This is a genomic window from Catellatospora sp. TT07R-123 (assembly GCF_018327705.1).
Classification (GTDB): domain Bacteria; phylum Actinomycetota; class Actinomycetes; order Mycobacteriales; family Micromonosporaceae; genus Catellatospora.
Genome location: NZ_BNEM01000001.1, coordinates 3,815,167 through 3,841,092, shown reverse-complemented (window position 1 = coordinate 3,841,092; position 25,926 = coordinate 3,815,167). Strand labels below are relative to the sequence as shown.

Genomic DNA, 25,926 nt, shown 5'->3' with positions numbered 1-25,926 from the left:
CGGCGGTGGCCGACCCGACGAGGCACGTGAGGACGGTGCGCCGATGAAGCAGCTCACGGAGCGGCTGCGGGCGGTCGGCCGGATCACCGGCGGACCCCTGCTGGTGCGGGCGGTGGTGTTCGCGGCGGCCTTCGCCGGGCTGCTGATCGCGGCGCCGGCCGGGACGCTGGAGTCGCGGCTCGTCGTCGGGCTGCTGGTGGCGGCGGTGCTGCCCGCGCTCGCGCCGCGCGGCATCGCGGTCACCGGCGTGCTGCTGGTGATGATCGGGCTGTGGCTGGTCGACACCATGGCCTTCGGGTCGCCGGTGACGCTGGCCCGGCTGCTGGGGCTGGCGGTGGCGCTGTACCTGACCCACGCGGCGGCGGCGCTGGCGGCGGTGCTGCCGTACGACGCGATCGTCGACAACCAGGTGATCATCCGCTGGGCGGCGCGGGCGGTGCTGCTGGTGACCGTCTCCGGCGGCCTCACCATCGCGCTGGCCGAGCTGCTGCCCGGCCACCGCATCGCCGCCCCGAACGTCGCCCTGGTCGTGGGCCTGGCCGCCACCGCCCTCACGGTGGGCCTGCTCACCCAACTCGGCCGCCGCCCCTGACCCACCCCGCTCCCGATCTGGGGTGGTGAGCTGGGACGTGATGGGCGTCGCTGTCCGGGATCACAGGTTTCTCAGCTGATTGTCAGGCTGGCCCGGCGGTAGCGTGAATAACGTGAAGCCACTGCGGATTCTGGTGGTGGGCGCGGGCCACGTAGGCCTTTACGCCGCTCTCCGCCTGTCCAGGAAACTGCGCGCGACCGAGGCTGAGGTGGTCGTCGTCGACCCGCAGCCGCACATGACCTACCAGCCGTTCCTGCCCGAGGCGGCGGCCGGCAACATCTCCCCGCGGCACACGGTGGTGCCGCTGCGCCGGGAGCTGCGCCGCTGCACCGTGGTCCAGGGGGCGGTGACGAAGGTCGAGCACTCCCGGAAGGTCGCGACGGTGCAGCCGGTGGTGGGACCGTCCCGCGAGATCCCGTACGACCACATCCTGGTCGCACCCGGCAGCGTGTCGCGGACCCTGCCCATCCCGGGCCTGCGCGAGCACGCGGTCGGCTTCAAGACCATCGGCGAGGCGATCTGGCTGCGCAACCACGTGCTGGAGTGCCTCGACATCGCGGCGGCCACGACCGACGAGCAGACCCGGCGCCGGGCGCTGACGTTCGTGGTGGTCGGCGCCGGTTTCGCGGGCGTCGAGGCGCTGGGCGAGATGGAGGACATGGCGCGCGACGCGCTGCGCTACTACCCCGAGCTCAAGGCCGACGACATGCACTGGGTGCTGGTCGAGGCGACGCAGCGGGTGCTGCCCGAGGTCGGGCCACAGATGGGGGCGTACACGGTCGAGGCGCTGCTCAAGCGCAACATGGACCTGCGCCTGGGCACCCGGCTGGAGTCCTGCGTCGACGGTGTGGTGAAGCTGTCCGACGGCGGCGAGTTCGGGGCGGACACCATCGTGTGGACCGCGGGCGTGAAGGCGCACCCGATGGTGGCCGCGACGGACCTGCCGCGCAACGCGCAGGGCAAGATCACCTGCGACGCGACGCTGCGGGTGGTCGAGGACGGGCAGGTCGTCGAGGGTGCGTGGAGCGCGGGCGACTGCGCGGCCGTGCCGGACCTGACCGCGGCGGCGGGGGAGCTGTGCTCGCCGAGCGCCCAGCACGCGGTGCGCCAGGCGACGCGGCTGGCCGACAACCTGGTCGCGGTGCTGCGCGGCAAGCCCATCCGGGAGTATCGCCACAAGCACGTCGGTTCGGTGGCCAGCCTCGGCCTGCACAAGGGCGTCGCCCACGTGTACGGCATCAAGGCCAAGGGCCTGCCCGCGTGGTTCATGCACCGCACGTACCACATGAGCCGGATCCCGTCGTTCAACCGCAAGGTGCGCGTGGTCGCGGACTGGACCCTGGCCCTGTTCCTCAAGCGCGAGGTGGTCTCGCTCGGTGCCCTGCACCAGCCCATGGACCCCTTCGCCCAGGTGACCGCCCCGACGAAGCAGGACTAGCACGTCACGAAGGGCACCTTCCACGTCGCGGAGCGAGTGGAGGTGCCCTTCGTCTGCTCAGGTCACCAGCGACGGGGCCAGATGATGACGTCCTCGACCGGCGTACCGGGGCCGAGCAGCTGCTCCAGGGTGAGTTTCAGCTCCTCGTGGCGCGGGTTCGGGGTGAGCACCACGCAGGCGGCCTTCCAGCGGGTGAGGTCCTTGCGGGCGTCGAGCCGGTGGTCGTCGTTGATCTTCGGGACGATCCCGGTACGGATGACCTCCGACAGCACCCACGAGGTCGGCAGCTTGCCGATGCCCATGGTCGCGTGCCCGTCCTTGCCGTACGGCCCGATGAAGAAGCCCTCCGGCAGCGCGAACGCGGTCTGCGCGGCGGTGGCGTTGCGCATCGGCTCCGGCCGCTCCGGGGTGGGCAGCGGCACGGTGACGATGGTCTGCCCGTCGGTGGCGCACTGGCGCCACAGGCCCTCGGTGAAGAACGGCGACACGGGGGCGCGGTCGGTCGTGGGCAGCGGCGTCGGGACCAGCGGCAGCAGGGCCGCGCCGACCAGCACCGGCACCGCGATCCGCACCTGCCGCAGGGTCGACTGCCGTGCCTGCTCCAGCGCCCGCACCAGCAGCAGCGCCACCAGCGGGATGGCGGCCAGCGCGAACCGCATCGGCAGCGCGCCGTCGACCACGGGCAGCTTCAGCAGCAGCCAGAACGGTCCGGGGACGCCGGTGCGGTGCCCGGCGACGATCAGCTCCGGGCCCAGCGACAGCAGGCTCATCGCCAGCGCCGCGGCGCCGCAGGCCAGTGCGACGGCGTCGCGGCGCAGCCAGACCAGCAGCACCGCGACCAGCACCAGCAGCGGCCAGCCGAGGAAGGTGTTGTACTCGGCCGGGCCGGTGGTCAGCGACGACGCCGAGCCGTCGCCGGCCAGCGTCAGCGGCGAGAACGCGGCGAACCCGGCCAGGTCGGCGGAGAAGTAGTGCGGGCTGAACACGCCGTCGGAGACCGACTGCGGGCCCTTGAACTGCGTCCACAGCGGGTATCCCAGCAGCGCCACCGCCGTGCCGACGGCCACCGCCACCCCGGCCGCGAACCGGCCCAGCTCCTTCAGCGCGGGGCGGGTGCGCGCCGCGTACACCACCGTGAAGATCATCAGCGTGATCGCGGTGAGGAACAGCGTCTCCTCGCCGATGAACAGCTGGAAGCCGACCAGCGTGCCGAACAGCACGCCGAACCCGACCATGCGCCGCCCGGCGGGCACCGGCTGCCGGGCCGCGCGGGCCAGCTCGACCACGCACCACAGCATCAGCGGGATCAGGAACTGCGCCGTCATGTGCAGGTGGCTGTTGGACTGCGACACCATGCCCGGGGCGAACCCGCAGAACGCGGCGCCGACCCCGGCGGCCAGCGGACCGGCGCGCAGCGTGCGGCGCAGGAAGACGTACCAGCTGATCGCGGTGAGGGCCAGGTTGAACGCGATGAGCAGCGAGAACGTGGTGGCGGCGCCGTAGTGGGCGGTGATCGGGGCGAACAGGCCGCCCAGCGCGATCACGGTGGTGTTGGCGAGCAGGTTCACCCCGTACGGAGCGTTGAGGCGGTCGCTGACCAGGGAGAAGTCGCCGCTCCAGAGGGTGGTGTCGTGGGCCAGGAACCACTCGTACAGGATCTGGTCGGGCGGGTTGAGGGCCAGCGTGCGCGTGTCCGGATCGGGCCACAGCCCCAGGGTGAGCCAGGCGGCGAACGCGACGTACGCCACCCCGATCGAGACGTCCACCAGAGCCCGCCGCCGGTGCCCGGAACCCGGGGCGGCCGACGACGGCTGCCCGCTCCGCTGTTCGGGCGGGGCGGAGCTGTTGGTCGATCCCAGGGCGGGCGCGGTGCTCGTCACGCGCTTGACCCTAGCGCTTAAGCGGCCCGAACACCTCGGCCGATCCTGCCGGGCGCAGGGTGATGTGCCGCATTGCCGTATCGCGGGTGCCCTGCGGCGGCCGGAACGGCTAACGTGACAGGGCACAGCACGCGCGGTGCCAAGCCCGGGTGGTGGAACGGCAGACACGGTCACCTTAAAAGCGACTGCCGAAAGGCGTGCGGGTTCGAGTCCCGCCCCGGGCACCGATACGGAGCGAACCCGCCCTGCTCACAGGGATTTGCCCGTTGTGGCACCGGAACGCCGAATCCGATCTTCAGCCTGATAGACGTACTTTCCAGGGTGCGCCGATCCGCTACGCTGACGCCACCATCCATGGAGGAGGCGAGAAAGCGCAGTGAAGAGTTCCAATCCGGTCCTCAACCGGATCGGCGCGGCCGCGCAGCAGCCCCGGTACAGCGTGCCGGGCCAGGGCGTGCCGACCAGTTACGCCCCGGGCGGCTACCCCGAGGTGGTGCAGACCGGCCACGCCGACGTGATGACGCTCGACGACGTGGTGGTCAAGACCATCACGCTGCTCGGCCTCGCCGCCCTGTCGGCCGCCGTGACCTGGACGGTCCTGCCGTTCGAACTGCTCGCTCCGGTCTGGATCGCCGCGGCGGTCGCCGGCCTCATCGTTGGCATGATCATTTCGTTCGCGCAGGTGACCAACGCCCTGGTGATGTGCGCCTACGCGCTCATCGAGGGCGTGTTCCTCGGCGCGGTGAGCAGGGCCTACAACACCGCCTTCGACGGCATCGTCCTCCAGGCGGTCATCGCCACGCTGGGCGTCTTCCTGACCATGGCGGTGCTCTACAAGGCGAAGGTCATCCGGGCCACGCCGAAGTTCATGCGCGTGGTCATCGGCGTCACCGCCGGCCTCGGCGTGGTGATGCTGGTCAACCTGGCGATCTACCTGATCACCGGCTCGGCGAGCCCGCTGCGCAACGGCGGCCCGCTCGCGATCGGCTTCAGCCTCGTCTGCATCGTGGTGGCCGCGCTGATGTTCGTGGTCAACTTCAAGCAGATCGAGGACGGCATCGCCGCCGGCCTGCCGCGCAAGTACGGCTGGCTCGGCGCGTTCGGCCTGCTGGTCGAGCTGGTCTGGATGTACCTGGAGTTCCTGCGCCTGCTGTCGTACCTGCAGGACGACTAGTCCGGCGGGCAGGCCGCAGACCGACACGCCGCCGTGGGCACCAGCCCGCGGCGGCGTCGTTCATGCAGGGGCGGCACAATCCTGTGCGTGAGCACCGAGCAGCTGCGGCGAGCGGCCGATCTCCTCGCCAACCAGGTCGGCCACTGGACGCCCGCCCGCTGGGCCGACCGGGGCGAGTCGATGCACCTGCTGGTGCAGCGGGTCGCGGATCAGGCCGCCGACCTGGGCGGCACGCCGCGCCGGGCCGTGCCGCGCCTGACCGACCTGGCGCTGGCCGACCAGCTCCGTGTGGTGGTCGGCGAGCTGATCTCGCTGGCCCCCGCCCCCGACCTGGTGGCGTCGACCACCGCCGACATCGCCGCCCTCCGCCACACCCTCGACACCTGACCCCGTCCGGGAACGTCGTTCAAGACCAGCCGAGTTGCCGGGCAATCGGGCATATGAGGGCTCCTCTTTCGCCCGATTGCCCGGCAACTTGCGTGATCTTGGGGCCCCGGCGCCCGTCCGGAGTGGGGCGGGCCCGGGAGGCGGGTGGGTGGGTCGGTCAGCTGAGGCGTTCGATGACCATGGCCATGCCCTGGCCGCCGCCGACGCACATGGTCTCCAGGCCGATGCTCTTGTCGTGCCACTGGAGCGCGTTGATCAGGGTGCCGGTGATGCGGGCCCCGGTCATGCCGAACGGGTGGCCGACCGCGATCGCGCCGCCCATCGTGTTCAGCTTCTCCAGCGGCAGCCCCAGCTGCTGGTACGACGGGATGACCTGCGCCGCGAACGCCTCGTTGATCTCGCAGAGGTCGACGTCGTCGATGGTCATGCCCGCCCGCCGCAGCGCCTGGCGGCTGGCCTCGACCGGGCCGATGCCCATGATCTCGGGGCTCATCGCGGTGACGCCGGTGGACAGGATCCGGGCCAGCGGGGTCAGGCCCAGCTCCCGCGCCCTGCTGCCGCTCATGATCACGACCGCGGCGGCGCCGTCGTTGAGGGGGCAGCAGTTGCCCGCGGTGATCCGGCCGTCGGGGCGGAACACCGGCTTGAGCGTGGCGGTGCCCTCCAGCGTGATGCCGGGGCGCGGACCGTCGTCGGTGCTGACCACGGTGCCGTCCGGAGTGATCACCGGGGTGATCTCCCGGGCCCAGAAGCCGTCCTTGATCGCCTGCTCGGCGAGGTTCTGCGACCGTACGCCGAACGCGTCCATCTCCTCGCGGGTGACCCCGTGCAGCTGGGCCAGGTTCTCCGCGGTCTGGCCCATGGTCAGGTAGATGTCGGGCAGCTCGCCGTCCGCCCGCGGGTCGTGCCAGGCCGGCGCGCCCGCCTCGGCACGCCGGGCCGAGCGGGCCTGGGCCGCCGCGAAGCGCGGGTTGTTCCACGCCCCGCCGACGGCGGCCGCCGCGTCCGGGGGCAGCCAGTCGGAGTTGCCGCGGGCATACCGGGAGACCATCTCGACGCCGGCCGAGATGAACACGTCGCCCTCGCCCGCCTTGATCGCGTGGAACGCCATCCGAGTGGTCTGGAGCGACGAGGCGCAGTACCGGGTGATCGTGGCGGCGGGCAGCGAGTCCAGCCCGAGCAGGGTGGCGACCACCTTGCCCATGTTGAAGCCCTGCTCGCCACCGGGCAGGCCGCAGCCCAGGTAGAGGTCGTCGATCTCGCCCGGGTCGAGTCCGGGGACCTTGTCCAGGGCGGCCTGGATGATGGTGGCGGTGAGGTCGTCGGCGCGCAGGTCGCGCAGCGAACCCTTGCCGGCCCGGCCGATCGGAGACCGGGCGGTGGCGACGATGACAGCATCAGACATGAACGGACGTTAACTCACGGGTAACTTGGTGCGCCAGGCGGGAGTGACGAGTTCCTCAGGGGAGTCTGGGGGTCACGCCGGCCGCGTGCGCGACCGCCGGGAGCAGGGCGTACGCCCAGACCCGGTATCCGTCGGCGGACGGGTGGTAGCGGTCGGCCGACAGCGTGTTCGGGTCGGCCCGGAACACCGGCCCCGTCTCCACCGCGAGATCGACCACGGCACCCCCGGCGGCGTGCACCGCGCGCACCTGCGCCCGCGCCACCCGGCGGCCCAGCCAGCCCACCACCTGCCGCAGCGGCGGGGCGATGGCCCGCGCCGCGCCCAGGTCCGGGCAGGTGCCCACGACCACCTCGACGCCCGACTCGCGCAGCCGCCGCACCGCCGCCCCCAGGTACGCCGCCGCGTCCGACGGGCGGCGCAGGGTGATGGCGTCGTTGCCGCCGACCAGGATCACCGCCACCTCCGGGCGGTCGCCGAGCAGGCACCGGGCCACCTGGGTGGCCAGGTCCGAGGAGCGGGAGCCCGCCACACCGACGCTGGACAGAGCCACCTGCCGTGCCGTGCCGCGCCGGGGCCCGCGGCCCGGCTCGCCGCTCTCGCCCGCCGCCAGCAGCACCGCGAGCTGGCCGCCGACGGTGTCGACCACCCGGTCCACGCCCACGCCCAGCGCGGCGGAGTCGCCGAGCATCACCAGCCGCAGCGGGGCCAGCTCGTCGCCGCCCATGGTGGTGCGCAGCGCCAGGCCGAGCTCGGGCTTGGCATAGCGCCGGGTACGGGCGATGACGGCCTCGGCGGCCAGCAGCGCCGCGCCGCCCACCGTCCCCGCGATCAGCGTGATCGCGGCGGCCTTGCCCAGCTTCCGAGCCCAGGTCATGCTTGCGCCTCGCTAACGTCCGCAGTCCGGTCCATGCCCGCGGTCCAGGTCGCCTCCGCGGGACGGACCACCTCCCGCACCCGGCGGCGCAGCTGCGCCCACCGGCCGGCCGGTCCGCGATCGCGACCGTCCACGCGTACGCCGCTCACCTCGGTGCCGGCATGGCGTGCCGCCTCGACCGCGGCCTGTGGCAGCGACCGTACCCCGTCGGCGGCCGTCTTCGCGCGCTCTTGCGGCGCCTGCGGCCCCGTCGGCGCGCGCAGGGCCGCCACCACCGTCGGGAGCAGCACCGACGCGGCCAGCGCGTAGCCCTCGGCGGACGGGTGGAAGCGGTCGCGGGCGAACATCCGGTGCGGCTGCGCCGAGAACGTCGGCCCGAGCAGGTCGCCCAGCGAGACGGTGCGCCCGCCCGCCTCGACCACGGCCACGGTCTGGGCCGCGGCCAGCTGGCGGCTCCAGGAGCGGGCCACCCAGCGCAGCGGCGCCCGGATCGGCTGCACGGCGCCCAGGTCGGGGCAGGTGCCCACGATCACCTCGGCGCCGAGTTCGCGCAGCCGCCGCACCGAGTCGGCCAGGTGCTTGACCGACAGGGCGGTGCCGGCGCGGTGGGTGATGTCGTTGGCGCCGACCAGGATCACCGCGAGGTCGGGGCGCAGCTCCAGCGCCTCCTCCACCTGCGGCAGCATGCTCATCGAGGTCGAGCCGACCACGGCCAGGTTGTGCAGCAGCACCGGCCGGGACAGGCGCCGGGACAGGCCGGTCGCGATCAGCGCGGCCGGGGTCTGCCGGGCGCGCAGCGCGCCCAGCCCGGCGGCCGACGAGTCGCCCAGCATCACCATGCGCAGCGGTTCGCCCGGCTGGCGGCCGCCGTACAGGCCGTCCGAGCGCGGCGGCGGTGCGACCGCCAGCGGGATGGTGCGGCGGGCGGCCTCGGCCTGCCCGAGCATCACCCCGACCGTGGCCAGGCCCAGCGCGGTGAGGGCGCCGCCGCCCCACATGGCCATCCGGACCAGGTCCCGACCGCGACTGCGTGCCGCCGCGTGCGTCGGCGAAGTAATCTCGCTCATAGCCAACTCGCTCTGCGCGGTGCCGCTGAAGGCATCGGCGTCTGGCGGTGCCGCACCGGGCGGCCGGCTCGCTCGCAACGCTTCATAGCCAAGAAGGTAGCGCTCTTCGGAAGCGCGTGGATGGAGGCGAGATGGGACGCACATTGCGTCGTACGGCGGCGTTCACAGCGCTGTGGAAGGCCATGGTCACGGGGTCGGGCAGCAACGCGAGCCTGGGCCAGCGGCTGGGCGCCATGCCGCGGATGCTCGTGGCCACGCTGCGCGGGCGGTATGACGGGTTCGGCCGCCTGATGCTGATCACCGCCGCGACCGCGTACGTGGTTTCGCCCGTCGACATCGTTCCCGAGGCTTTCCTGCTCGTCTTCGGCCTCGTGGACGACATGATCGTGGTCGGCTGGATCGCCGGCGCGCTGCTGAGCGAGACCGACCGCTTCCTGGCCTGGGAGGGCTCGATCCCGCCGGCGGCCGGGCGGGCGGCCACGCCGCCACCGGCCGGGCCGGGCACGGTCATCGAGGGGGAGGTCGCCTGACGCCCGCGGGGTGCTGCCGGCTTTAGAGTTGACCAATGCGTTACTACGAGAACGTGGTCGACCTGATCGGCAACACCCCCCTGGTCAGGCTGCGGAACGTCACCGACGGAGCCAGTCCGACCGTGCTGGCGAAGGTCGAATATCTGAATCCGGGCGGCTCGGTCAAGGACCGCATCGCCGTCCGCATGGTCGAGGCGGCCGAACGCGACGGCCTGCTGCGGCCCGGCGGCACCATCGTCGAGCCGACCAGCGGCAACACCGGCGTCGGCCTGGCCCTGGTGGCCCAGCTCAAGGGCTACAAGTGCGTCTTCGTCTGCCCCGACAAGGTCAGCGAGGACAAGCAGAACGTGCTGCGGGCGTACGGCGCGGAGGTCGTGGTCTGCCCGACCGCGGTCGCGCCGGAGGACCCCCGCTCGTACTACAACGTCTCCGACCGGCTCGCCCGCGAGATCCCGGGCGCCTGGAAGCCCGACCAGTACAGCAACCCGAACAACCCGCGCTCACACTACGAGGACACCGGCCCCGAGATCTGGGAGCAGACCGACGGCCGGATCACGCACTTCGTGGCCGGGGTGGGCACCGGCGGCACGGTCAGCGGCATCGGCCGTTACCTCAAGGAGGCCTCGCAGGGCCGGGTGAAGATCATCGGGGCCGACCCCGAGGGCTCGGTCTACTCCGGCGGCACCGGGCGGCCGTACCTGGTGGAGGGGGTCGGCGAGGACTTCTGGCCGCAGACCTACGACCGGGACGTCTGCGACGAGATCATCGAGGTGACCGACAAGGAGTCGTTCGCGATGACCCGCCGCCTGGCCCGCGAGGAGGGCCTGCTGGTCGGCGGCTCGTGCGGGATGGCCGCGGTGGCGGCGATGAAGGTCGCCGCGACGGCCGGGCCGGACGACGTCGTCGTGGTGCTGCTGCCCGACGGCGGCCGCGGCTACCTGTCGAAGATCTTCAACGACGGCTGGATGGCCCGCTACGGCTTCCTGCGCACCGGCGAGGCCGGGGTCACCGTCGCCGACGTGCTCGCGGCCAAGATGTCGGCGAAGGCGGGCATGCCGGAGCTGATCCACGTGCACCCGACCGAGACGGTCCGCGACGCCATCGACATCATGCGGGAGTACGGCGTGTCGCAGCTGCCCGTGCTCAAGGCCGAGCCGCCGGTGGTCACCGGCGAGGTCGCCGGTTCGATCGTGGAGAAGGACCTGATGGACGCCCTGTTCACCGGGGCCGCGGCGCTGCACGACCCGCTCGACCGCCACATCGGGCCCGCCCTGCCGATGATCGGCGGCGGCCAGCCCGTGGCCGAGATCGTGGCGATGCTGGAGAAGTCCGACGCCGCGATGGTGCTCATCGACGGCAAGCCGCGCGGCGTGCTCACCCGCCAGGACCTGCTCACCCAGCTCGGCTGACCCGCACCGCCCCCGGTCCCGCCGAAACCTTCGGGACCGGGGTGCGGCGGGACCGTCCGGGGTGGTGCGGACGGGATAGGGTGCGGGGGTGCGTGCCGCCGTCGCAGCGGTCCTGAGCATGGTGATCGGGCTGGCTCCCTCGCCGAGGCCGTCCGGTGGGGACTTCGCGCACTCAGCCCAGTTGAGCGCCTGCGTGGCGACCGTCCGGCCGCAGGGCGAGGGCGGCGAGCAGCTCGCCTCGCCGTATCCGCCGGGGACCCGGGCGGTGGTCCGGCTCGCCCCCGGCCAGACCAACGTGCTCTGGCTGACCGCCGCCGACCTCGACCAGATCGAGGAGCTGAGCTTCGAGCCCAATCCCACGTTCGGGGGGCCGCTGCTGATCAACGTGGACACGCGCGGGGTCGGCTACGACTTCGCCTGGACCGTGCCCCGGCTGCCGACCCTGACCGGGCCCGACCGGGACCTGCTGTGGCACTTCCCGGACGCGCTGCGGCTGGTGCTCAGCGGGCCGCTGCCCAGCGGCCTGATCTTCGCCCCGCGCGCCGACGTCGTCGACGCCTCGGCCTCCCCGTCGCCCTCGCCGCCCCCGGCCGCGCACGTCGTGCCGGGAACCGGCGGCGGCACCGAGCCGGGGGCGAACGCGCACGTCGTGCCGGGCCCGACCGTGCCGCACCCGGCCCCGAACGCCCACCTCGTGCCGAGCCGGACCGAGCGGCAGGCGGGCGCGGGCCTCGCGGCGAGTCCCGCCGCGCCGCCGCCGGGCGCGGGGGCCGCCGCCAGCCCGACGCCGAGCCGCAGCGCGAGCCCGTCGCCGAGCCCGAGCCCGAGTGCCGCCCCGTCGCCCAGCGCCAGTCCCAGCGCGAGTCCGTCGCCGAGTCCCAGCCCGTCGCCGAGCGCGATCCCGGCGACCAGGCGGTTTCCGTACCCCCTCGATCTGATCTGCGACCGCAGCCCGCGGCCGGTCGCGACCCCGACCGGGGACGACCCGGGCACGCCGGACCCGGGCCTCGCGGCCACGCCGTCGGCCACCTCCGAGGCGGGCCGGATGCTGGCCCTGGTGTCGCAGCCGGTGACCTGGTTCGGGGTGGCGCTGCTGCTCGTCGGGCTCGCCCTGCTGATCGGCGTCCTAGCAGCCAGAGCGGCACGTCGCTGATTCGGATGACGGCGTGTACAGCCAATCGCACAGTCTGTGCGACGAATCTGCTTGCCCCGCAGTTCTACTAAGCGTACGGAAGCGGCACCGCTACCGAGGGGAAGTGGAAACGTGGTCACCGTCGACCATGGACTGTCCGCCGACACCGAACCGACCGACATAGCCGACCGGCTCCTGTGGCGCGACGCGCAGCAGATCCTCGGGCGGCACGAGCGACCTGACGACGACGATCTCTGCACCTGGTGCGGTCAGCACTGGCCGTGCCCGCCGCGTCGACTGGCAGAGCGGGCACAAGCCGCGGCCAGCCGGCACTGGCGGGACGCCTGGACCGTACGGCACGACCTGAACGGGCTGCGCTCGCTGCCCGGCTGGCGTGCCGCCCTCGGCGAGCGAAGCGGCTCCGGCCAGCGCAGTGCCACCACCGGCACCGGTGGCATGCGCGGCGGCTACTTCGACTGACCAGGGCTTCGACCAGCCAACCCAGGGTGTTCCGCCCGGCCGGCCGTCCCCCGGCGCGGGCCGTGCGGATCATCCGCCCCCGCGGCTCCGCCACCGCGCTCCGCCAGCGCCGGCGTGCCGCCTCGCACCTGTACGGCCGACATCCGGGTCGACAAGCCTCCGTCGACCCGGCGCCTCCGGCCAGGCGTCCGTTCGGACCGTACCGGTGTCGTGTGGGCGAGGGCACGTGACACTCCGGTCCCCGCAGTCCGGTCACGTGCCCTCGCCCCTTCCCCGTCGGGGCTAGGGCGAGAGCTTCCAGATCAGCAGCAGGTAGACCCCGCAGTAGGTGGACGCCGCCGCGATCGTCAGCACGATGACCGCCATCCGGGCCGGCCTGGTCCGCGCCAGCGCGGTGGCCACCGGCACCAGCAGGGCGAACGCCGGGAGCAGGAAGCGGGCCTTGGAGTTGTAGTAGTTCATGCCGCCGACGGTGATCAGCAGGATCAGCCCGCTGAACAGCAGCAGCTGCCACGGCTGCCGGTCGATGATCGTGAGCGCGAACAGCGCGACCGCCACCAGCAGCACGAACGAGACCAGGTACGCGTCCAGCGAGCTGTTGTGCTTGAGCAGCCTGGCCATGGTCTTGGCGGTGAACACCCCGCCGTCGAAGCGCGAGCCCCAGCCCGCGTCCTGGATGTGGAACCAGCCGTCCAGGCGCCCGGTGCGCTGCGCCACCCAGAGGATGTAGCCCAGCCAGCCCAGCGGCGCCAGCAGCATGCCCACCCAGGGCTGCCACGCCCGGCCCCGGGTCTTGACCACCGCGATCAGCGCGGCCAGGCCGACCACCGGGATCAGCGCCAGCGCGGTCGGGCGGGTCAGCCCGGCCAGCAGCGCCAGCGCGCCCGCGGCCACCCAGCGCTCGCGCAGCAGCGCCAGCAGGGCCCAGGCCACGAACGCGGTGAAGATCGCCTCGGTGTACGCCATCGACTCGACGATCGCGTGCGGCAGCAGCCCCCACAGCAGCGCCAGCAGCACGCCCGTCCGGCGGTCGTGCAGGTGGGCGCCGACCGCGTAGACGCCCCAGGCCGCGATCAGCGCCGCCAGCCAGCTCACCAGGATGGCGACCGTGTCGGCGGGCAGCGGCACCACCTCGTGCACCCCGCGCACCAGCATCGGGTACAGCGGGAAGAAGGCCATGTCGTTCTTGTCCAGCACCTGCGGGCCGGAGTAGCCCTCGGTGATGATCCGGAAGTAGAACCCGGCGTCGGTGCGGTGGCCCAGGATGTGCCAGCCGTCGCGGCCCGACAGGTGCGCCACGAGCAGGTAGACGCCCACCCCGACGGCGCGCGCGACGGCGTACGCCACCAGCGCCGGCCAGGCGGCCAGGAACGACTGCTTCAGGCGCGACAGCGGCGGGCCGCCCGGCGCGGCGACGGCCGGCGCGGTGCCCGGCTGGCTGAGGGAAGACACAGGTCGGCTCCGATCGGCGTGCTGCTGGCCGCTGCGAATACTAGGCCGGAAGGTCAGCGGCGCGCAGGCAGGGTGATCCTGCTCAATTCCCGCGCGACCACGATCTCGCCGCCGAAGTGGCGCGCCGCCTCCTCCCCGAACACGTCGGCGTCGGGATGGCGCTGGGAGAAGTGGGTCAGCACCAGCGTGCGCACCCCCGCCTCGGCGGCGATCCGCGCCGCCTGGGCCGCGGTGAGGTGCCCGGCCTCGGCGGCCAGCTCGGCCTCGGACTCCAGGAACGTCGACTCGATCACCAGCAGGTCGGCTCCGGCCGCGAGGTCGAGCGCGGCCTGGCAGCGGCCGGTGTCCATGACGAAGGCCATCACCTGTCCCGGCTTCGGGCCGCTGACCTCGTCGAGGGTGACCCGGCGGCCGTCGGCGTCGATGACGCCCTCGCGCTGGAGCACCCCCACGGCCGGGCCGCGTACCCCCAGCGCGGCCAGGCGCTCGGGCAGCATCCGGCGCCCGTCCGGCTCGACCAGGCGGTAGCCGTACGACTCGACGGGGTGGTTCAGCCGCCGGGCCGACAGGGTGCCGAACGGGCCTTCGGCCAGCACGCCGCCGTCGCCGATGACGGGCTGCTCGACCAGGCGCGCGTGGTCGTCGTACCAGCTGGCGTGGCGCAGCCGCTGCCAGAAGAGCGTGCCGGAGGCGGGGAAGTGCACCGGCACCTCGTGCGGCACCCGGTCCAGCGACAGCCGCTGCACGATGCCGGGCAGGCCGAGGCAGTGGTCGCCGTGGAAGTGGGTGACGCAGATGCGGGTGATGTCGCTCGCGGCCGCCCCGGCCAGCAGCAGCTGGCGCTGGGCGCCCTCACCGGGGTCGAACAGGATGCCCTCACCGTCCCAGCGCAGCAGGTAGCCGTTGTGCGCGCGGTGGCGGGTCGGCACCTGGCTGGAGGTGCCGAGCACGATCAACTCTCGGGTCACCGCCGTAGCGTACGGCTGCCCGCCCGGCGGCTCTGACGGGTTTCCCAGCCACCGTGCAGGGTCCGTGCAGGTCGCCCCGACGGTTCGCCGAGCCCCGGTGCCTAGCGTCGGGCATACCGACGAAGGAAGGGCTGACTGCGATGCACCACGACCACCATGAGGGCCAGCGGGTGAGCCGCCGCGCGATCTTCGCGGGGATCAGCTCGCTCGGGCTGGGCGGCCTGCTCGCCGCCTGCGGCGACGGCGGTGCGGCCACCACCTCCACCGGCGAGACGGTGGCGCCGGAGGCGGTCACCACGGCCGACCTGACCGGCCTGTTCACCGGGGCGAGCACCTGCGCGCTGACCGCGACGACCACGCAGGGGCCGTACTACTTCGACGCCGACAAGATCCGCAGCGACATCCGCGAGGACCGGCCGGGCACCCGGCTGCGCCTGGCCATCAAGGTGCAGGACAGCGAGGAGTGCAAGCCGCTGAGCAACGCGGTGGTGGAGATCTGGCACTGCGACGCGGCCGGGCTCTACTCCGGCGCCGAGGCGATGTCCGGCGGCGGCGGCCAGCCCGGCGGCACCCCGCCCAGCGGCCAGCCGGGCGGCCCCGGTGGGACCCCGCCGAGCGGCATGCCGGGCGGCACCCCGCCCAGCGGGGCGCCGCAGCCCGGGGCCGGGCAGCCGGGCGGCACCGGCGGCGAGGGCGACATGGCCGACCTCCAGCCGCAGGACGACCAGCGCTACCTGCGCGGCGCCCAGGTCACCAACAGCGACGGCATCGTGCAGTTCACCACGGTCTGGCCCGGCTGGTACCGCGGCCGCACCGTGCACGTCCACGCGATGGTGCACGTCAGCAACTCCCGCGTGCTCACCACGCAGATGATGTTCGACGAGGCCATGAACACGAAGGTCTTCACCGCGGCGCCGTACTCCGCCAAGACCGGCCGCGACACCTTCAACGACGGCGACTCGATCTACCAGGACCCGATGCTCCTGAAGATCACCGAGGACGGCGACGGCTACCTCGGCGTGATCGTCCTCGCGGCGGACTCCGACCGCGACGGGGCGTAAGGGCGGGCAGTCTCGTGCAGTTTCGGGGAAAGTGCTCGAATCTTGGCCGGCGGTTTCTGTTGGCTGTTGCAACGAGGTATGGATCTTGGAGGATCGGATTCATGCCCGGTAGACGTTTGACTTCGCAGGAGCGCGCCCAGATCGAGGTGTTGTTCGGTCAGGGGCTGCGTTATGCCCAGATCGCGGCGGTGATCGGCCGTGACCGTACGACGGTGTGGCGGGAGGTGACCCGTAACAACGCCTACCAGGGTGCGCACGCGCCTGGTGGTGCCTGGCATCCGCGCGGCCGGGCCGCCGGATGTCCGGCGACCGGGCGGTGGGGTGGGGGCTATCGATGGAAGTACTGCCACGAGTTCGCCCAGCGTCGGGCCGACAAGCGGGCCCGGCGCCCGCGTGATGGCAGGCTGCGCGCCCGGCGCAGCCGTACGATGGCACCGCTGTGGCACCTGGTGAAGCAGCGGCTGGCCCAGCGGTGGTCGCCGGTGCAGGTCGCCCGGTCGCTGCGCATCGACTACGCCGATCAGCCGGAGTGTTGGGTGTCGCACGAGACGATCTACCAGGCGATCTACTACCAGGCCCGGGGCGGGATGCGTGAGGAACTGGCCCGGCAGGTCGCGCTGCGTTCCGGCCGGGCGGCCCGCAAGCCGCAGTCGAGGGCGGCCACGGCCACACGCGCGGCCAGGCCGTGGGTCGCCGATCTGCACATCTCGGCCCGCCCGGCCGAGGCCGCCGACCGGGCCGTGCCCGGCCACTGGGAAGGCGACCTGATCATCGGCGCCCGCGGCACCAGCGCGATCATCACCCTGGTCGAACGCGCCACCCGCTACGTCATGCTCGGCGCCCTGCCCGAATCACGCATCAGCGACAACGTCACCGACGTCCTCATCACCCTGATGAACCGCCTACCCGACGAACTACGCAAGACCCTGACCTGGGACCAGGGCGCCGAGATGGCCCGCCACGCCCGGTTCACCCTGGCCACCGACTGCAAGGTCTACTTCTGCGACCCCCACTCGCCCTGGCAACGCGGCAGCAACGAGAACACCAACGGCCTGCTACGCCAGTACTTCCCCCGCTCCAGCACCGACTTCCGCAAATACAGCCAGGACGAACTCGACGCGGTCGCCCGAGAACTCAACGGACGACCGCGCCAAACCCTCGACTGGCAAAACCCCGCCGAACGACTCAACCAGTACCTCGTTGCAACAACCGCTTGAGCCGGCCGCCCGGATTCCAGCACTTTCCCCGAAACTGCACGAACCCCGTGCGGGGCGGGCGCGGGCGAGGCGGGTGGGCGGGGTCAGAAGGCCCAGGTCTGGAGGTGGCCGCACATGCCGTGGCGGCCGGGCGGGTTCGGGGTGGCGTGGCCGACGTGGGCGTCGGACATGAGGCCGGGGCGCCCCTCGGCGAGGTCGCGCAGTTGGGCGCCGGTGCGCTCGGCCTGGGCCAGGGCGCGCTCGCGCCACAGCGCGTCCCAGGCCGCGGCCCGGTCGCGGACCAGTGCCGCGGCGGCCCGGTGCAGCTCGGCCAGCGCGTCCGGGCCGCCCTCGCGCAGCCGCAGGTAACCCTCCAGCGCGAGGTCGCGGCGGTGCCGGGCCGCGTCGGCGAGCGCGGCCTGCGTCTGCGGCCCGGCCTCGATCTCCGGGGGTACGGCCAGCGCCGCGGCCCGCGCGTAGGCGGCCGGGTCGGCCAGCACCTCGGGCGGGAAGGTGAGCACCGCGTCGCCCGCCTCGGGCAGGCCCGCGTTCTGCATCACCACCAGCAGTTCCAGGTCGCCGTCGGTGACCAGCCGGTGCACCGTGCCGGGGCTGAACCACAGCACGGTGCCGGGTCCGAGCGGGTGCTCGGCGTACCCGTCGCGGCTCAGGGTCTCCAGGGTGCCGGTGCCGGAGGTGACGACGTAGCCCTCGGACGAGGCGGTGTGCAGGTGCGGGGAGCCGCCGCGCCTGCCGTCGGCGGCGGGCCAGTCGTACACGCGCAGCGCCGAGACGGCGGTCGCGCCGGGGAAGCCGTACACGGGGAATGTCCTTCCGGACGGCCGGGTGCGGGCCGGTAGGGAGCGCGGTCCGCACCCGGTTCGACGATCATGCCAGCTGGTCCTGGAAGCGGCCGCGGACCTCGTCGCCCCCGGCCCGGCGCCGTTCGGAGACGGCGTCGTCCCAGGCCGACAGCGGCTTGCGTCCGGACAGGATGTCAGTCTGGTACGTGTCGAGCACGGTGTCGAGCGCTGCCCGGCCGACGACCACCACCAGGGCGGGCGGCCCGTGGGGCGGCGGGCTGGTCCGCCCCACGGGGGTCTGCGCCGGCACGGTCAGCGGCCCTCTCGATGGGCAAAGCCGTACAGTCGAAAGAATTCCGGAACAGTTCCGTAACTGACTCGGAACGGTAGGGACGACCGAACGGGATAGTCAACCCCCTATGGCCGAATTGGGGATATTGAAAACTTTCGGTGACGCAACGGAGCGACGGCAGCATGACCGCCTCCACCGCAACCTCCTACCGCGCATCTGCGGAGCGGAGGCCGGCCACGGAACGTGACTGTGAAGCCCTGCTGGTGGCGCTGCCGTGTCTGTCCACTGTGCACCGTTTCTACGGCAGAGGCCGTACGAGCAGGGGATTGGTGGCGCAGCGGAAGTTTCGGAGCTTGTTGATCGGCGCTTTTGGACGTCTCGGCCGCGAAAGTCGCCGCAAGAGCTATGGATAGCGCCGAGCGCGGTGCTAGGGTGCGGATGCCACTGCCCTCCGGTGAGATCTCCATACCGGAACTTTCCCGGAAGCAGCCCCGCCGCGCTTCGGAGGACCGTCGGATGTCCAGCCAGCCCAGCCCGCTCGAACCGTGGCGCGACGTCGCGCTGCCCGCCCCCGACCGGGTCGCCGACCTGATGCGCCGGATGACCCTGGCCGAGAAGCTCGGCCAGCTCTACGCGGTGTGGCCCGCCGGCGGCGCCACCGGCCAGGACGTGGCCCCGTTCCAGCAGGACATGGCCGACGAGGGCTTCGACTGGCGCCGCCTGATCAAGGACGGCCTCGGCCAGCTCACCCGGCCGTACGGCACCGCGCCCGTCTCGGCCGCGGACGGCGCCCGGCAGCTCGCCGAGCTCCAGACGGCGATCGTCGCCGCGGGCCGGTTCGGCATCCCGGCCCTGGTCCACGAGGAATGCCTCACCGGCTTCACCGCGTACGGGGCGACGATCTTCCCGACCCCGCTGGCCTGGGGCGCGAGCTTCGACGCCGCCCTGGTCGAGCAGGTCGGCGCCGTGATCGGGGCGAGCATGCGCTCCCTCGGCGTGCACCAGGGGCTGGCCCCCGTGCTCGACGTGACCCGCGACGCCCGCTGGGGCCGCACCGAGGAGACCATCGGCGAGGACCCGTACCTGGTCGCCACCGTCGGCACCGGATACGTGCGGGGCCTGGAGTCGGCCGGGATCGTGGCCACGCTAAAGCACTTCGCGGGCTACTCCGCCTCCCGGGGCGGGCGCAACTTCGGCCCGGTCGGGATCGGGCCGCGCGAGCTGGCCGACGTGCTGCTGCCGCCGTTCGAGCTGGCCGTGCGCGACGGCGGCGCCCGCTCGGTGATGCACTCGTACGCCGAGATCGACGGCGTCCCCGCCGCCTCGGACCCGCGGCTGCTGACCAGCCTGCTGCGCGACGAGTGGGGCTTCACCGGCACCGTCGTGGCCGACTACTTCGGGGTCACGTTCCTGCAGACCCTGCACCACGTCGCCGCCGACCACGGTGCCGCCGCCGCGCTCGCCCTGGCCGCCGGGGTCGACGTCGAGCTGCCCATGGTCCGCTGCTACGGCCGCCCGCTGCTGGAGGCGGTCGAGTCCGGGCAGGTCGCCGAGGAGCTGGTCGACCGCGCGCTGCGCCGGGTGCTGCTACAGAAGTGCGAGCTCGGCCTGCTCGACCCCGGCTGGGAGCCCACCGCCGCCGAGGCCGTCGAGCTCGACCCGGCGCCCGCCCGCGAGCTGGCCCGGCGGCTGGCCGAGGAGTCGGTGGTGCTGCTGGGCAACGACGGCACCCTGCCCCTGCGCACGCCCGGCACGCTGGCCGTGGTCGGGCCGCTGGCCGACCACGCCGACGGCATGCTCGGCTGCTACACGTTCCCGCGCCACGTCGGCCTGCACCACCCCGGGCTGCCGCTCGGCGTCGAGGTGCCCACGCTGCTGGCGAGCCTGCGCACCGCGCTGCCCGACACCGCGATCGCGTACGCGCCCGGCTGCGACGTGCGCGGCGCCGACACCGGCGGCATCGGCGCGGCCGCGCAGGCCGCCGCCCGCGCCGAGGCGTGCGTGCTGGTGCTCGGCGACCAGGCCGGGCTGTTCGGCAACGGCACCTCCGGCGAGGGCTGCGACGTCACCGAACTGCGCCTGCCCGGGGTCCAGGAGCAGCTGCTCGCAGCGGTGCTCGACACCGGGGTGCCGGTGGTGCTGGTGCTGCTGTCAGGCCGGCCGTACGCCCTCGGCGCGTACGCCGACCGCCTGGCCGCCGTGGTGCAGGCGTTCTTCCCCGGCGAGGAGGGCGGCGCCGCGGTCGCGGGCGTGCTCACCGGCCGGGTCTGCCCGTCGGGGCGGCTGCCGGTCGGCGTCCCGCGTCACCCCGGCGGCCAGCCCGCGAGCTACCTCGCCCCGACGCTGGCGCACCGCAGCGACGTCAGCACCGTCGACCCGACGCCGCTGTACCCGTTCGGGCACGGGCTGTCGTACACCTCCTTCGCCTGGGAGCCCGCCACGGCAGGCCCGCTGAGCTGCGCCACCGACGGCGCGGTCGAGGTCGCGATCACGGTCCGCAACACCGGCGACCGCGCGGGCACCGAGGTCGTCCAGCTCTACCTGCACGACCCGGTCGCCCAGGTGACCCGGCCCGTGGTCCGCCTCATCGGGTACGCCCGCGTGCCGCTCGCCCCCGGCCAGGCGCGCCGGGTCGCGTTCACCGTGCACGCCGACCTGACCGCGTTCACCGGCCGGTCCGGGCGGCGCGTCGTGGAACCGGGGGATACCGAGTTGCGCTTCGGGGCGTCCAGTGCAGACTTCCGGCATACCGTGGCCGTCCGCTTCCACGGTCCGGAACGGACCGTGGGCCACGACCGAGCCATGACCACGGAGGTTGTGCTTGCAGACCTATGACCTCGCCGTGGTGGGCACCGGCGGCATCGCCGCCGTGCACGCCCGCGGCATAGCGGACCTGGGCGGCCGGGCCCGCGTCAGCGCCGTCGTCGACGTCGACGACCGGCGGCTGCGCGAGTTCACCGCCCACCTGGCCGACCTCGGCCTGCCCGAACCGCACGGCTACGCCAGCCTGGAGGAGATGCTCACCGCCGAGCGCCCCGACCTGGTGGACCTGTGCACCCCGCCCGGCCTGCACGCCCCGCAGGCCGTCATGTGCCTGAGCCGGGGCCTGACCGTGCTCTGCGAGAAGCCGCCCGCGCTCAGCCTGGCCGAGTTCGACCGGATCAGCGCCGCAGCGCAGGCCGGCGGCGGCCACTTCGCCACCGTGTTCCAGCACCGCTTCGGCAGCGGCGCCCGCACGCTGGCGGCACTGGCCGCCGACGGGCGCCTGGGCGCCCCGATGACGGCCGTCTGCCACACCCTGTGGCACCGGCCCGACGCGTACTTCGAGGTGCCCTGGCGCGGCCGCTGGGACGTCGAGGGCGGCGGCCCGACCATGGGCCACGGCATCCACCAGATGGACCTGCTGCTGTCGGTGCTCGGCCCCTGGCGCGAGGTCGTCGCCGTGGCCGCCCGCCAGGCCCGGCCCACCGACACCGAGGACCTGTCCTGCGCCATCGTGACCTTCGAGTCCGGTGCCGTGGCCAGCGTCGTCAACAGCCTGCTGTCCCCGCGCGAGACCAGCCACCTGCGCTTCGACTTCGGCCACGCCACCGTCGAGCTCACCCACCTGTACGGCTACGGCGACGCCGACTGGACCGTCACCGCCGCCCCCGGTCACGCCGAGGCGGTCGAGGCCGCCTGGGCCGCCGGGCCGAAGGGGCAGGCCAGCGGCCACGGCGCGCAGCTCGCGGCCGTGCTCGACGCGCTCGACGCGGGCCAGGAACCGCCGGTCGGCACCGCCGCCGCCCGCGCCACCATGGAGCTGATCGCCGCCGTGTACCAGTCCGCCTTCACCGGCCGCCCCGTCGCCCGCGGCGAGATCGGCCCCGGCTCACCGTTCTACGACCGGATGCAGGGCACCGGCGCCCCGTGGCCGGCCGTACGCGCCCTGGGAGGTGCCCGATGAGCGACGCCGCCCTGCGCCTGACCGACGACCGCACCGGTTCGCTGGCCGTCGAATACGGCGACCAGCTCCTGCTGCGCTACGTCTACCAGCCCACCGACCCCCAGCTGGAGTCGCCGCGGCCGTACTTCCACCCGCTGCACACCCTCGGCGGCGACCTGGTCAGCCTGTTCCGGCCACACGACCACGTGTGGCACCGGGGCATCGCGCTGTCGCTGCCCAACGTCGGCACCGAGAACTTCTGGGGCGGCGTCACCTACACCCGCGGCCACGAATACCGCCAGCTGCCCAACAACGGCAGCATGCGGCACCAGCGGTTCGACCGGCTCGACGCCGAGCCCGGCCTCGTCCGCGTCGCCCACCGGCTCGACTGGATCACCGAGGGGGGCGAGACCTGGCTGCGCGAGGAGCGCGGCTTCACCGTCACCGCCGCCCCCGACTCCGACGCCTGGGTGCTCACCTTCACCACCGCGCTCACCAACGTCAGCGGCCGCGACATCGTCATGGGCAGCCCCACCACCGAGGGCCGCGACAACGCGGGCTACGGCGGGCTGTTCTGGCGCGGGCCGCGCTCGTTCACCGGCGGCGCCGTACACGTCGAGGGCCGGACCGGCGGCGACGAGCTGATGGGCGTACGCGCCCCCTGGCTCGGCTTCACCGGCCGCCACGACGGCAGCAGCCGCTCGTCGACCCTGGTCTTCGTCGACGACCCCGGCAACGGCGACCAGCACGTCAAGTGGTTCGTCCGCGCGGAGCCCTTCGCCTGCGTCTGCCCCGCACCGTTCTTCGACGAGGAGGTGACGATGGCCCACGACGGCAGCCTGCTGCTGCGATACGCGGTGGTCGTCGCCGACGGCAGCCCCGACCCCGCCGCCCTCGCCGCCCTCGGCACCGCCACCCTCACCACCCTCGCCACCCCCGAGGACTGAGGTACGGAAGGGCACCTTCGTCGGCTGGCGTCAGCCAGACGAGCAGCATCGCGGCTCGCTTTGCGAGGTCGAAGGTGCCCTTCCCCACGCCTGGGTCCTAACGCTCCATTCGCGACTGTGGAGAAGCTGTGAAGGCGTCGTGACGAGGGACGCATTCCGGAGGCGGTGACGGCAGAATCGCTGCCATGCGACGAATACTCGCGCTGGTGGTGGCCTTGGTCATCGGGGGCGGGTGCGCGTTGGGGGAGCTCTCGCCGACTACGGGGACCCCGCCGACCTGCGCCCGGCAGACCTGGTCGGCACCTGGAGCAACGTCGACGGAGGCAACCTGGTCTTCACCGCCGACGGGAGGTTCACCGCGGTGAAACTGCCGTATGAGCGGTTCCGCGACTTCCTGTCCCACGACTTCGCCGGGCAGGTGGACGGCAGCGGGACATGGAAACTGCGGTCGTCGCAGACCGGCGGGCCGATGAACAAGGTCGACCTCGACTTCGGGCAGTTGGCAGACGAGCCCGAGGCGCGGGTCGGCGACTCCGTCGACGCGCTGGTGCAGGACGGGAAGACATACCTGGTGTTCTTCTTCGTCGGCGACGGCGGGAACAGCTGGCGCGCGTACGCGAAGACTCCCGCGCCGTCGGGGGGCGGCGGGGGCGGCTGAGCGCCAATCCAGGGGCGCTCGGGGTGGGTGCGGTCCGGGTCGCGTCACGCGACCCGGACCGCGCTGCGCCGAGCCCGGCCGTCTGGCACGGGCCGACCGGTCCGCGCCAGGCCCGCGCAGCCGCGCGGGCGCAGCCGCGCAGCCACCATGATCACAGTTTCCGGTCAGAATCTCGCGCTCAGACTCGCATTCCGACCGAGAACGCCGATCTTCGTGGCCCTGCGCCCGGTGCGGGCCGGGTCGATGGGGTGAGGTGGCGGGTTGATCGGCGGCTTCGGTCGAAACCTCGTGTTGGGGCTGCGGAGGTGACCGCAAGCGCCGATCACGCAGCGCAACCCCGCTGGACGGGGCCGCGCGGGCGGTCAAGATCTCGTAGAGTGGCGCGGCCTGTTCTCGTGTCGGAGGGTCGTCATGCCGAGGGTTCGTTTCGCCGCCGCTGTCGCCGCTGTGCTGCTGACCGGGACGCTGGCAGCCTGCTCCGGCGACGATCCGGAGCCCGCCGCGCTGTTCGCCTCGCCGAGCCCCGTCGCGAGCCCGTCAGCCGAGGCGCCGCCCTCGCCGAGCGCCGTGCCCTCGCCCAGCGTGTCGCCGACGCCGAAACCCTCGACGTCCCCGTCGCCCCGCCGCTCGCCGTCGCCCGCGCCACGCCCCACGATCAAGCTCAAGTCGATGACGATGAGCATCTCGGTCACGAGCACGGAGGTCGTCGTGACGGTCAAGGGGACCACGACGGGGTATGGCAAGGCGACGATCGACGTCGGCTACCACTCCTCGAAGCGGGCGCGGGACAGAACCGCCACGGTGACGGGCACCGGCTCCAACACGTTCACGAAGACCATCTCGGTGGCACGCAGCGCTGTCTGCCAAGGATCGCCCTGGATCCTCGACGTGACCTTCTACTACAGCGGATACCGGGCGGACTCGATCCATCTCGAAAAGGTCGTCGACTGCTGACACGTCCCCCGGGGCGGATCAGATGCCGTACTTCGTGGGGCCGATGACGCGCGGGTCGGGCAGACCGATCGACGCTCCCAGCCAGGGCACCCGCAGTGCGCCGTCGCGGTTGTCGTGGATCCATACCGTGTGGTCGCCGGTCGAGGCGGGCACGTCGCTGTCGGGGTCGTCGGAGTTGACGGTGATCTCGACGCCGCCGTACTTCGGGCTCGGGAGCAGGCAGAGCTCGGGGATCTCGGGCCAGCCCACCGACCAGTAGATCGATCCGGTGTCGGGCCCGGCGGCGGCGACGAGGTCGCGGTCGGCCTCGTCGGGCGCGTTCCGTTCCAGATGCACCTCCACCAGGACCGGCGGCAGGGTACGCAGGCGGACCGAGGCTCGGGGGTCCATGCCGTACACGGTGCAGGTGCCGTCGTCCCATACCGGCGCGCTCATGAGCCGGTCGCGGCCGTGCAGATCGAGCGCGTCCAGCAGCAGCTCGGCGAGTTCGGGCGTGGTCTGGGCCCGGCAGTCGATCCCGGCCACGTGCTGGTAGCGGCTCAGGTCATGGCTGGTGGTGACGAGGTAGCCGAACATGTGCTCGACGACGACCGCCAGCGACATCAGCTGCTGGGCAGCCGTGAACGCCAGATCCAGGTCCGGGGTGCGCAGCAGCGGGTACCTGATGGAGTTGCCCATGGGCAGGCAGCGTGCCAGCGCCCGGCGCACCCGGCCACGGATTATCGGGAGCGGCGGTACACCAGCTCGACGATCCCGTTGCCGGAGGGGACGCTGGAGACCAGTTCCAGGGGGTACGAGCTGGGCACGCCGTCGAACAGCCGGGTGCCCTCGCCCGCGACGTACGGGAACATGCTGATCTGGAGCTCGTCGATCAGGTCGAGCTGCATGAGCGAGCGCCACAGCCGGACCCCGCCCCAGACCACGATGTGGCCGTCGCCGCCCTGCCTGAGCCGGTCGACCTCCTCGGTCGTGTCGCCGGCGGCGATGGTGGTGTTGGCCCAGTCCGCCTTCTCCAGCGTCCGGGAGAAGACGACCTTGGGCGCCGCGTTCAGGATGGGCGAGAACGGGTGGTCGACGGACTTCATCATCGACACCGAGATGCCCTCGTAGGCGGTACGGCCGAAGACGTGCGCGTGCGCGCTGCGGAGGAAGTCGAGTTGCGCGGGGTCGTCGGGATCGCGGTTCTCGGGCAGGCCGAAGCAGAAGTCCCAGAACGCGGTGCCCCGGTCGGCCATGAGCCCGTCGACCGAGTAGTTGAACACCGTCGCCACCAGCTTGCGCATCTCAGAACCCCTTGTCGCC

25 protein-coding genes and 1 tRNA gene are annotated in these 25,926 nt (G+C 72.9%); 16 read left to right on the top strand and 10 right to left on the bottom strand.

Annotation, left to right across the window (positions count from 1 at the left end; all coding sequences use genetic code 11):
- Window positions 1-43: 43 nt before the first annotated feature.
- Together Cs7R123_RS16395 and Cs7R123_RS16390 are read left to right on the top strand one after the other, a co-directional pair.
- Complete coding sequence (locus tag Cs7R123_RS16395; protein WP_212827500.1) at window positions 44-592, top strand: hypothetical protein; 549 nt, start codon at window positions 44-46, stop codon at window positions 590-592.
- A gap of 112 nt (window positions 593-704) precedes the next feature.
- Complete coding sequence (locus tag Cs7R123_RS16390; RefSeq protein WP_212827499.1) at window positions 705-2,030, top strand: NAD(P)/FAD-dependent oxidoreductase; 1,326 nt, start codon at window positions 705-707, stop codon at window positions 2,028-2,030.
- Window positions 2,031-2,092: 62 nt separating this feature from the next.
- Here Cs7R123_RS16390 and Cs7R123_RS16385 read toward each other — a convergent pair whose 3' ends face one another.
- Window positions 2,093-3,910, bottom strand: coding sequence for a hypothetical protein (locus Cs7R123_RS16385; RefSeq protein WP_244871858.1), 1,818 nt, complete (start codon window positions 3,908-3,910; stop codon window positions 2,093-2,095).
- Window positions 3,911-4,053: 143 nt separating this feature from the next.
- Here Cs7R123_RS16385 and Cs7R123_RS16380 point away from each other — a divergent pair.
- The 3 genes from Cs7R123_RS16380 (at window position 4,054) to Cs7R123_RS16370 (ending at window position 5,471) form a co-directional block, all read left to right on the top strand.
- Window positions 4,054-4,134 (top strand) — tRNA-Leu (locus Cs7R123_RS16380).
- Between the two features lie 152 nt (window positions 4,135-4,286).
- Window positions 4,287-5,084: a Bax inhibitor-1/YccA family protein gene (locus Cs7R123_RS16375; protein WP_212827497.1), complete on the top strand. Its 798-nt coding sequence runs from the start codon at window positions 4,287-4,289 to the stop codon at window positions 5,082-5,084.
- An 87-nt stretch (window positions 5,085-5,171) separates the two neighbouring features.
- Window positions 5,172-5,471: a hypothetical protein gene (locus Cs7R123_RS16370; RefSeq protein WP_212827495.1), complete on the top strand. Its 300-nt coding sequence runs from the start codon at window positions 5,172-5,174 to the stop codon at window positions 5,469-5,471.
- A gap of 157 nt (window positions 5,472-5,628) precedes the next feature.
- Here Cs7R123_RS16370 and Cs7R123_RS16365 read toward each other — a convergent pair whose 3' ends face one another.
- From Cs7R123_RS16365 to Cs7R123_RS16355, 3 genes are read right to left on the bottom strand one after another with little or no spacing between them, the layout of a single operon-like run.
- On the bottom strand, window positions 5,629-6,876 hold the full coding sequence (locus Cs7R123_RS16365) for an acetyl-CoA C-acetyltransferase (protein WP_212827493.1): 1,248 nt from the start codon (window positions 6,874-6,876) through the stop codon (window positions 5,629-5,631).
- A gap of 55 nt (window positions 6,877-6,931) precedes the next feature.
- Window positions 6,932-7,750, bottom strand: a complete 819-nt coding sequence (locus Cs7R123_RS16360; RefSeq protein WP_212827491.1) for an SGNH/GDSL hydrolase family protein — start codon at window positions 7,748-7,750, stop codon at window positions 6,932-6,934.
- The gene (locus Cs7R123_RS16355) at window positions 7,747-8,817 is read right to left on the bottom strand and encodes an SGNH/GDSL hydrolase family protein (RefSeq protein ID WP_212827490.1); all 1,071 of its coding nucleotides are present in this window, start codon (window positions 8,815-8,817) and stop codon (window positions 7,747-7,749) included. Before Cs7R123_RS16355 ends, Cs7R123_RS16360 begins: the two co-directional genes overlap by 4 nt.
- A gap of 131 nt (window positions 8,818-8,948) precedes the next feature.
- Here Cs7R123_RS16355 and Cs7R123_RS16350 point away from each other — a divergent pair, with 131 nt between their 5' ends.
- The 4 genes from Cs7R123_RS16350 to Cs7R123_RS16335 all read left to right on the top strand — a co-directional run bounded on the left by Cs7R123_RS16350 (window position 8,949) and on the right by Cs7R123_RS16335 (window position 12,368).
- A complete protein-coding gene (locus Cs7R123_RS16350) occupies window positions 8,949-9,347 on the top strand; it encodes a YkvA family protein (protein ID WP_212827489.1) in 399 nt (132 codons plus the stop codon).
- Window positions 9,348-9,382: 35 nt separating this feature from the next.
- Complete coding sequence (locus tag Cs7R123_RS16345; RefSeq protein WP_212827488.1) at window positions 9,383-10,756, top strand: cystathionine beta-synthase; 1,374 nt, start codon at window positions 9,383-9,385, stop codon at window positions 10,754-10,756.
- Window positions 10,757-10,844: 88 nt separating this feature from the next.
- On the top strand, window positions 10,845-11,909 hold the full coding sequence (locus Cs7R123_RS16340) for a collagen-binding domain-containing protein (protein WP_212827487.1): 1,065 nt from the start codon (window positions 10,845-10,847) through the stop codon (window positions 11,907-11,909).
- Window positions 11,910-12,020: 111 nt separating this feature from the next.
- Window positions 12,021-12,368: a hypothetical protein gene (locus Cs7R123_RS16335; protein WP_212827486.1), complete on the top strand. Its 348-nt coding sequence runs from the start codon at window positions 12,021-12,023 to the stop codon at window positions 12,366-12,368.
- Between the two features lie 282 nt (window positions 12,369-12,650).
- Here the strand turns inward: Cs7R123_RS16335 and Cs7R123_RS16330 are convergent, their stop codons facing one another.
- Window positions 12,651-13,820, bottom strand: a complete 1,170-nt coding sequence (locus tag Cs7R123_RS16330) for a glycosyltransferase family 39 protein (RefSeq protein ID WP_244871857.1) — start codon at window positions 13,818-13,820, stop codon at window positions 12,651-12,653.
- 53 nt (window positions 13,821-13,873) lie between these two features.
- Window positions 13,874-14,788, bottom strand: a complete 915-nt coding sequence (locus Cs7R123_RS16325) for a ribonuclease Z (RefSeq protein WP_212827485.1) — start codon at window positions 14,786-14,788, stop codon at window positions 13,874-13,876.
- 140 nt (window positions 14,789-14,928) lie between these two features.
- Between Cs7R123_RS16325 and Cs7R123_RS16320 the strand changes: the two genes are divergently transcribed.
- Window positions 14,929-15,849: a hypothetical protein gene (locus tag Cs7R123_RS16320; protein WP_212827484.1), complete on the top strand. Its 921-nt coding sequence runs from the start codon at window positions 14,929-14,931 to the stop codon at window positions 15,847-15,849.
- 101 nt (window positions 15,850-15,950) lie between these two features.
- The gene (locus tag Cs7R123_RS16315) at window positions 15,951-17,066 is read left to right on the top strand and encodes an IS30 family transposase (RefSeq protein WP_212825420.1); all 1,116 of its coding nucleotides are present in this window, start codon (window positions 15,951-15,953) and stop codon (window positions 17,064-17,066) included.
- An 83-nt stretch (window positions 17,067-17,149) separates the two neighbouring features.
- Here the strand turns inward: Cs7R123_RS16315 and Cs7R123_RS16310 are convergent, their stop codons facing one another.
- Together Cs7R123_RS16310 and Cs7R123_RS16305 are read right to left on the bottom strand one after the other, a co-directional pair.
- Window positions 17,150-17,866 (bottom strand): cupin domain-containing protein, encoded by a 717-nt coding sequence (locus Cs7R123_RS16310; RefSeq protein WP_212827481.1) that lies wholly within the window; start codon window positions 17,864-17,866, stop codon window positions 17,150-17,152.
- Between the two features lie 67 nt (window positions 17,867-17,933).
- Complete coding sequence (locus Cs7R123_RS16305; RefSeq protein WP_212827480.1) at window positions 17,934-18,140, bottom strand: hypothetical protein; 207 nt, start codon at window positions 18,138-18,140, stop codon at window positions 17,934-17,936.
- Window positions 18,141-18,656: 516 nt separating this feature from the next.
- Here Cs7R123_RS16305 and Cs7R123_RS16300 point away from each other — a divergent pair.
- The 5 genes from Cs7R123_RS16300 to Cs7R123_RS16280 all read left to right on the top strand — a co-directional run bounded on the left by Cs7R123_RS16300 (window position 18,657) and on the right by Cs7R123_RS16280 (window position 24,624).
- Complete coding sequence (locus Cs7R123_RS16300) at window positions 18,657-20,975, top strand: glycoside hydrolase family 3 N-terminal domain-containing protein (RefSeq protein ID WP_212827479.1); 2,319 nt, start codon at window positions 18,657-18,659, stop codon at window positions 20,973-20,975.
- Window positions 20,962-22,086, top strand: a complete 1,125-nt coding sequence (locus tag Cs7R123_RS16295) for a Gfo/Idh/MocA family protein (RefSeq protein WP_212827478.1) — start codon at window positions 20,962-20,964, stop codon at window positions 22,084-22,086. Before Cs7R123_RS16300 ends, Cs7R123_RS16295 begins: the two co-directional genes overlap by 14 nt.
- A complete protein-coding gene (locus Cs7R123_RS16290) occupies window positions 22,083-23,012 on the top strand; it encodes a PmoA family protein (RefSeq protein WP_212827477.1) in 930 nt (309 codons plus the stop codon). Before Cs7R123_RS16295 ends, Cs7R123_RS16290 begins: the two co-directional genes overlap by 4 nt.
- 232 nt (window positions 23,013-23,244) lie before the next feature.
- Entirely contained in the window at window positions 23,245-23,670 is a 426-nt protein-coding gene (locus tag Cs7R123_RS16285) for a hypothetical protein (protein WP_212827476.1), read from the top strand.
- A gap of 411 nt (window positions 23,671-24,081) precedes the next feature.
- The gene (locus Cs7R123_RS16280) at window positions 24,082-24,624 is read left to right on the top strand and encodes a hypothetical protein (RefSeq protein WP_212827475.1); all 543 of its coding nucleotides are present in this window, start codon (window positions 24,082-24,084) and stop codon (window positions 24,622-24,624) included.
- An 18-nt stretch (window positions 24,625-24,642) separates the two neighbouring features.
- Here Cs7R123_RS16280 and Cs7R123_RS16275 read toward each other — a convergent pair whose 3' ends face one another.
- Both Cs7R123_RS16275 and Cs7R123_RS16270 read right to left on the bottom strand, forming a co-directional pair.
- Window positions 24,643-25,302, bottom strand: coding sequence for a hypothetical protein (locus Cs7R123_RS16275; protein WP_212827474.1), 660 nt, complete (start codon window positions 25,300-25,302; stop codon window positions 24,643-24,645).
- A 41-nt stretch (window positions 25,303-25,343) separates the two neighbouring features.
- Complete coding sequence (locus Cs7R123_RS16270; protein WP_212827473.1) at window positions 25,344-25,907, bottom strand: dihydrofolate reductase family protein; 564 nt, start codon at window positions 25,905-25,907, stop codon at window positions 25,344-25,346.
- Window positions 25,908-25,926 lie beyond the last annotated feature (19 nt).